This window comes from Acinetobacter sp. ANC 4648, assembly GCF_002135345.1.
In the GTDB taxonomy this organism is placed as follows: domain Bacteria; phylum Pseudomonadota; class Gammaproteobacteria; order Pseudomonadales; family Moraxellaceae; genus Acinetobacter.
The window spans coordinates 1-6,573 of the sequence record NZ_NEGI01000013.1 but is presented as its reverse complement, the minus strand read 5'-3'; the positions used below and the strand labels follow the sequence as shown (position 1 = coordinate 6,573).

Sequence of the window (6,573 nt, the reverse complement as noted above, 5' to 3'; positions counted from 1 at the left end):
CTCTTAAATTACCCAATCAACCATAATTCTATATGTGAACAATAGATTACTCATCAATCAATATGAGTAATACATATGAGCGTCAAGGACATTTTATCTGCAATCGTACTTTTTGAATCAATCTTAAATATTCTATCTATGATTAGTGAACTGAACCTATTAACAATATTTACAGTTTTGCTCATGTTAATGGTTGTATATTATTGTTCATCTAAATAGAACAATTCTGAACAGTTATGAGCAATATTTCAATCAATCAAGCAAGTAAATTGTTTAAGGTTAGCCGTAACACTATCTATGCTCGCATAAAAAAAGGTGAGATAACTAAAAACACTGATGGCAATGTTTCTGTTCAAGATATGATGCGTTTATTTGGAAATAAGTCAGATAAAAAAGTGATAGAACAGGCTGTCACTGAACTATTGAACAGCACTAATAATACAGTACAACAAATTGAACATAAGATAGAGCAACCTAAGAGCAATAATGAACAGCTTTTACAACAACAAATTGAACAATTGAAGGCACAAGTTGAACAACTTGAAAACCAGTTAGAGTACGTCAAAGCGAATGAAGCATGGCTTAAACAACAATTAGATCAGAAGCTCATCGAGCATAAGCCTCATGAGAAGAAAGGTTTACTAGGTCGTTTATTTGGATAACTTTGTTGCTACATATCCAACTTGTTCTAGATATTTAAACCATTCTTGAACATAAAAATTATCTTTTAGCTTTTCTCTTATTCTTATAGCGTAATCTTTCAGGTCTTCGCCTACATATGCTCTAAAGTGATTTTGAAAGCTTTCTAACCGACTTAGTTTGTCACTGAACATATCTAATTGTTTATCTGTCATATTATTAAATAGATCAATGGTTTGATCATCTTTTACTTTCTTTTTAGTCATTTTAAACATGATATAAGCAATTGTTTTACCTTCTTTAAATTGCTCATATTTAATTTTATATTCGACTCTATGAGTCCTATTAATCTCATTAACAGCTTTATCTAAAACATTGGTTTTAAATAAACTCATTGTTTTATATTCTGTTTCTTCAATTCCCAACATTGCTCTTAAATCAGATATAGCGTACTTCTCTGTATGACCTACACTGAACCATTTAGCCAGTATCTCGTACAATCTAATACTGTACTTACTCTTAAAATCAGACACTTGATCTAGCATATATTTGGTGAATTGCGCTTCTAGTCGGCTGATCATGCTTATGACAGTAGGTGTAAAGAACATCACTACATACCCTTTATCATCCATATAACTAGCTTTATAAATCCATCTTTCTTTATAGCGTTCATTTGCAACACTATCGTAATAGCTGAACTGTCTTTCAAATAGCGTATTAACAGCATCTTGTAGAGCTTCATAAGCCGTACTATCAGATACATTAAACTGTTCTATATAACTTTTAACGGACACTTTAACAGGTGTTTCAAGGCTAAGTTTAGGTAGTTCCCTAGCTTCTGTTATACCTAATAGCATTAATCTTTGTTCAACCAATGAAAGGTTAAAACTAGCATCTATTAGACTATTATCTTTAACAACTAATCTTGTTTTATCACTCATTTTCTTTTGAACCAATAGAGATCAATTTTTCATTATGAATAGGTTTATACCATGTCTATTTTAAATAGCAATATTATTGACTATCTATAAGCTCGGAAAAACTATCTTTATAGAGACATATCCACATCGGAAAAACTATCTTTATAACTCGGAAAAACTATCTTTATGCAACTTGAAACGCTTATACAGTAAGGCATAGAGGTGAGCTAAAAGCATTTAAAAGCTCTTTATATTCAGAAAAGCCTATCTTCTCTTCTAAAATTTTTATTTTTATTATGTATGTTTTGATAGCAAAAACTAACTAGGATTCTAAGATCGTAAATTTATACTTAAACATTGTATTCAAGTAAGTTAATACTACATATCTGTAAATGGCTATAATTTGCTTTATACGAGCTTTTATTTAATCAAGGTAGTTAGGTAGCTTGTATTGGTTTAAAACACCATTATTCGCCATTTTGTGAGCATATAGAGCTATGTTTGAGTGTGCTTCTACGTTATTCACTAGAGTGATGTAACGCAGTATTAAATTAAGATCAGTTAAAAATTTTATAGCGTTGCATCGTTCTAGTATCCAACCGACTGTATGTATTCAATTAAGTATTGAGAAGTACAGAGGGCGTGGAGGATATTAATCTTATCTTTGATAAATCTTTAAACTCTCTTACCAAATGTTTTCTTATTCCAAAAAAGTATAAATTTAATCTTCTATATTATTCTTTTAAATATATAATTTTTAACATATATTATTTTTAGGCAGTTGAACTGTAATAGGATTGAATCGATTTCATAAAAGAGAAAATCTTCTACAATTTTAAATTTAATAAATATCTACTTTCGATTAGAACTATTAAAAATAATGAAGTTTTTAGAGGACTTAAATCTTTGACGTAATTCCTCTTAATTTCACAATGGAAAGAGAGCGAAGCTTCGAAAAAAATACCCCTTAGATAGCACGGAGTGCTTGTTAGAGAGCGATTAGGAAAGAATCCTTTAAGGGGTAGGGCTAAACAGAATTATCCCCCTACCATTTGATAAGGTACTGTAAATCATACCTAGTCTACGTTTGTAAAATAATAAAATTCTCGATTTCCACTCAACCTAAAATTAGATTCAGTAGGGGCTATGTACTTGATCATCAATGATTCATTGATATTTCGTAACTCTTTGTTATATATTGACTAAATTGTCATTATGTGGTAATATTTTACCCATACTAAAAGAACCAATAAACAATTGCCTGTCTGGTAATACATCAAAGTAAGTTTTTGATTTAATAAATAATTATTCTAATAATGACAGTGCTATTCTATAAGTTATTGATTTATATAGGCTGAAATTGACTACATAATAATCAATAAAGTGCTTGTAAGCCTTACAGTATAAGGCTGTTACCAATACCAAAACAAAGTCGGATAAACAGAGTATCTATAACTAGATATAAGTCTATATTTTTATCTAATTTCGACCTCTTTTCTCTAATAACAATACATTATAAAACTAATTATCCCTTTAACCTTTTAATGTGTAAATTAATAACAACTAGCCAGTATCTTGGCTACCCAATAAATAACAAAATAAATCCTAAAAATGGAAAGAAGTACGACATAAAGCAATCAAACATGAAGGAGGTATATCTAGCTCTAGTACATGCTAGAGATAAGATGAATCGACCTATAGCACTTAGATACACCTTAGGATTAGATAATGACCATTCTTTTGATATAAGCAAATTAACTAGGAAGATTAAGAGTGTATTTAAGGATACAGGTTATAGTTTTATTTATAGTTTTGAATATGCTGAACAGCAAAAAGGGCTACATTTAGAAATGATATTGGTAGTAGATCAAAACAAATATAATCCTATACAAATATTTAGCTTACTTAGAAAGATATTCTTTAATTTAGGTGGTGTAACAGTCAATATTGAATCTGATTATAAGAAAGTATCTTTTAACTTTCATGAGCGTAAAGAAGAATATTTATTAGAGGTAGGCGGTAGTAAAGTAGGACACAGTTTAAGAGATGAAGAACAATTTAAAGACTGTATATTTAGAGCTTCATACCTAGCAAAACAAAATGATAAAGCATTAGTACAATACAAGAAAACATTTGGAACAATAACAGGATAATAATAGTGACTAGAATCACACAGTCTATAATTAACACAGCATACAATAAATTTTTGAATCAATTAGTTTTATGGTCTTACCTATATAAGCGAGTTGAAGCGGATAAGAAACAAGGATTTAGTCCAGTTAAGAACTATGAAAAGATGATTTCATTTCAGGAACGAGTACAAGAATTATTACCTGATATTGAAAAATTGGACAGGTCTAAGATTCGATCTTATTACCCATTAGTTGATGATGTTGCTTTGATTCAGTATTTCAAGGATACAGTAGGGAGATGATCAAGCTCTTTTCTCCCTGAAAATTAGATTGTAGATTGTTTTATTTTCTTTTAGAAAAATTTATAAATGGTATTAGGCTATCTTTAACTTTATTTATATTTGCTAATACATCATTCTTTTTTACTAGTTTTGGTATTTCACTTCTATTTGAAAATCTTTTTAGCATCAGATAAGTATTGAATGAGGATAGATCATTATCTAATAAATCAATGCTTTCTATTACGTTTTTATCATTGTTAGTTAGTTTTTTTATTAAGCTCATTTTGGATAAGTTTTCATATATCCATTCTTTCACATCGCTAAAAAACTTTTTTTCAATTTCTTGTTGATCACTTACACTTATGGTGTAAGACGTTATTTCACTTAACTTCTTATATGATTTTTCAAGGTCATCTAACTTGTACCATAGGTCTTTACACTCATTTGCTATAACTTCTTTTTGCTTTTGTGTATGCCATTGACGATATAAAAACCAAGTAATTCCAATGGGTACTAGCCCTGTAATTAATGGAATAAATTTAGAAGCTAATTCCCAATCAAAACTACAAACGACCATCCATTATTCCTTTAAAACTCTATATACAGTAGCAATGCCACAATTGACGGCTTTTGCTATTTCTTCTTTTGTCAGTCCTTTATTGGCTAACTCTTTGATTCTAGCATGTTTAGCCGTATCTGCTTTCTTGCCACTTGGCTTGTATCCACTTCTCTCTAAACCTTGCTTAATTCGTTCCCTACGCTTGTCATTGTCCAATCTAGCCATAGTTGCTAATAAATCTATAAGCATGTTGTTTACAAGGTTCAGGATAGAGCTTGTAATGGTATCGTTTGAACTAATAAGCATGTGTGTAGTTGGTAGATCAGCTACAACCAACTTCAATCCTTTTTCTTTTATACGTCCTTTCAACACATCAAAGTCAGTTTGAGAAAGCCTAGATAGGCGGTCTACGCTCTCAACTAGTAACGTATCACCGTTCTTTGATTCATCTAATAGTTGATTTAATACAGGTCTATCCAACTTAGTGCCTGATTCATTCTCTACATATTCGTTCACATCACCTTTAATGGATTTAGCAAACTCTCTTAAATCATCTAATGCCCTTTCTGCATCTTGGTCTTTGGTACTTGCACGTACATAAATTCTAGTTGTCATTTCTCATTTAACTATGTTTATTTAAGTATTATAATAATACTATCATTTAATAAACTTTTATAGTCTATTGATAGATTAATTATCATTTAATATTGTTATCTTTTGAGTATAGTCTAATGATAGAGATTACAAACTAGTATTTACTACTTACAATAGACATATATATTAAAAAATCAAAAGATTAAGTTATGGCTTTAATTAATTGTCCTGAATGTTCACAACAGATTAGTGATCAATCGAATTCCTGCCCTCATTGTGGTTATCCGATGAAGCCTCAGAGATCAGATCCACAATCTACCCCTTTGTTTTATGATAAACAAAAAAGAGAGAAAGAATCGAAATCGTATGGTTGTGGAACTTTTCTCCTAATTCTTTTTGTAGGCTTTATTTTGTATCAGTGCCAAACAAGCTACTCCGATTATCAAGAGAGAACTCAGCAGAACTTAGCATCTACTTCTGCAAGTTCAAGTTCTAAGGGTAGTATTCCCTCTCAGTTTGTAGACATTGCTGAAACTTTTGATGATGAACCTATGTTAGATCCTGATGTCAAACGGGATGATTTCTTGCTTGGCTTATCTGCAATTCGTATGCAACGCAATACATGCGACACAATTAGTTCTGTAGCCTTAATGCATGGTGGTGGTATTCGATTCACATGTAATAACTTCTCATTAAAGTATGAGATAACCAAAGAAAATGGAAAATTCATAGTTAAGTAACTATGCAGTTAATGCTTCCCTTATAGCTTTAAAAAACCAAGAAGAAAGAAAAAATGATTACTTTAAATTTTCACTATAAGGAGTTTCAGAAAGAACCTTAAAGTCAGATTCATTTCTTTTTAAACCCAACTCCCTACAGAGATAAGCATAAATTTCTTGAGAAAAACCACCAAGTTTAGGTTCAGTGATTCCATCACTAAGGATAAGCTCTGCACCAAGAATACGATACTTATCTTCACCTATTTTAGAATCAACAATGTAAGTTGATAACTCTGAATCACAAGTAAAATGTAGAGATTTAAGTTCATCAATCAACTCTCGTAATTTACGATTTTGAGTTGAATCTAACTTATTAAGAAAATTCCAAGCAGTTGTCTTAAAAGTCATGATATATCCTCTTCTAATTTAATGATGGATTCTTGGGGCGGGGCTCTATGCACGTACAAGCTTCTGGAAAGCTCTTAAATTACCCAATCAACCATAATTCTATATGTGAACAATAGATTACTCATCAATCAATATGAGTAATACATATGAGCGTCAAGGACATTTTATCTGCAATCGTACTTTTTGAATCAATCTTAAATATTCTATCTATGATTAGTGAACTGAACCTATTAACAATATTTACAGTTTTGCTCATGTTAATGGTTGTATATTATTGTTCATCTAAATAGAACAATTCTGAACAGTTATGAGCAATATTTC

7 protein-coding genes and 1 pseudogene are annotated in these 6,573 nt (G+C 30.6%); 4 read left to right on the top strand and 4 right to left on the bottom strand.

Annotated features, from left to right (window positions below; all coding sequences use genetic code 11):
* Positions 1–236 precede the first annotated feature (236 nt).
* On the top strand, positions 237–662 hold the full coding sequence (locus B9T27_RS14620; protein WP_086207543.1) for a plasmid replication DNA-binding protein: 426 nt from the start codon (positions 237–239) through the stop codon (positions 660–662).
* On the opposite strand, the gene repM is transcribed toward B9T27_RS14620, so the two are convergent.
* Positions 651–1,580 (bottom strand): replication initiation protein RepM, encoded by a 930-nt coding sequence (repM, locus tag B9T27_RS14615; RefSeq protein WP_086207542.1) that lies wholly within the window; start codon positions 1,578–1,580, stop codon positions 651–653. The genes B9T27_RS14620 and repM overlap by 12 nt on opposite strands.
* 1,622 nt (positions 1,581–3,202) lie before the next feature.
* On the opposite strand from repM, the gene B9T27_RS14610 reads away from it, so the two are divergent.
* A complete protein-coding gene (locus tag B9T27_RS14610; protein ID WP_228146233.1) occupies positions 3,203–3,712 on the top strand; it encodes an inovirus-type Gp2 protein in 510 nt (169 codons plus the stop codon).
* A gap of 321 nt (positions 3,713–4,033) precedes the next feature.
* Here B9T27_RS14610 and B9T27_RS14600 read toward each other — a convergent pair whose 3' ends face one another.
* Both B9T27_RS14600 and B9T27_RS14595 read right to left on the bottom strand, forming a co-directional pair.
* A complete protein-coding gene (locus B9T27_RS14600) occupies positions 4,034–4,549 on the bottom strand; it encodes a hypothetical protein (RefSeq protein WP_086207539.1) in 516 nt (171 codons plus the stop codon).
* A gap of 3 nt (positions 4,550–4,552) precedes the next feature.
* Positions 4,553–5,146, bottom strand: coding sequence for a recombinase family protein (locus tag B9T27_RS14595; RefSeq protein ID WP_086207538.1), 594 nt, complete (start codon positions 5,144–5,146; stop codon positions 4,553–4,555).
* Positions 5,147–5,334: 188 nt separating this feature from the next.
* Between B9T27_RS14595 and B9T27_RS15235 the strand changes: the two are divergent.
* Together B9T27_RS15235 and B9T27_RS14590 are read left to right on the top strand one after the other, a co-directional pair.
* Positions 5,335–5,382: pseudogene (locus B9T27_RS15235) on the top strand (hypothetical protein); the annotation flags it as partial.
* A 30-nt stretch (positions 5,383–5,412) separates the two neighbouring features.
* Complete coding sequence (locus B9T27_RS14590) at positions 5,413–5,865, top strand: hypothetical protein (RefSeq protein ID WP_171263417.1); 453 nt, start codon at positions 5,413–5,415, stop codon at positions 5,863–5,865.
* Between the two features lie 57 nt (positions 5,866–5,922).
* On the opposite strand, the gene B9T27_RS14585 is transcribed toward B9T27_RS14590, so the two are convergent.
* A complete protein-coding gene (locus B9T27_RS14585; protein WP_086207536.1) occupies positions 5,923–6,252 on the bottom strand; it encodes a hypothetical protein in 330 nt (109 codons plus the stop codon).
* Positions 6,253–6,573 lie beyond the last annotated feature (321 nt).

Excerpts from the sequence above, each read along its gene's own strand:
- B9T27_RS14610 (WP_228146233.1), top strand. The coding sequence starts at position 3,203 with ATGAAGGAGGTATATCTAGCTCTAGTACATGCTAGAGATAAGATGAAT.
- B9T27_RS14595 (WP_086207538.1), bottom strand. The coding sequence starts at position 5,146 with ATGACAACTAGAATTTATGTACGTGCAAGTACCAAAGACCAAGATGCA.
- B9T27_RS14600 (WP_086207539.1), bottom strand. The coding sequence starts at position 4,549 with ATGGTCGTTTGTAGTTTTGATTGGGAATTAGCTTCTAAATTTATTCCA.
- repM (WP_086207542.1), bottom strand. The coding sequence starts at position 1,580 with ATGAGTGATAAAACAAGATTAGTTGTTAAAGATAATAGTCTAATAGAT.
- B9T27_RS14620 (WP_086207543.1), top strand. The coding sequence starts at position 237 with ATGAGCAATATTTCAATCAATCAAGCAAGTAAATTGTTTAAGGTTAGC.
- B9T27_RS14585 (WP_086207536.1), bottom strand. The coding sequence starts at position 6,252 with ATGACTTTTAAGACAACTGCTTGGAATTTTCTTAATAAGTTAGATTCA.
- B9T27_RS14590 (WP_171263417.1), top strand. The coding sequence starts at position 5,413 with ATGAAGCCTCAGAGATCAGATCCACAATCTACCCCTTTGTTTTATGAT.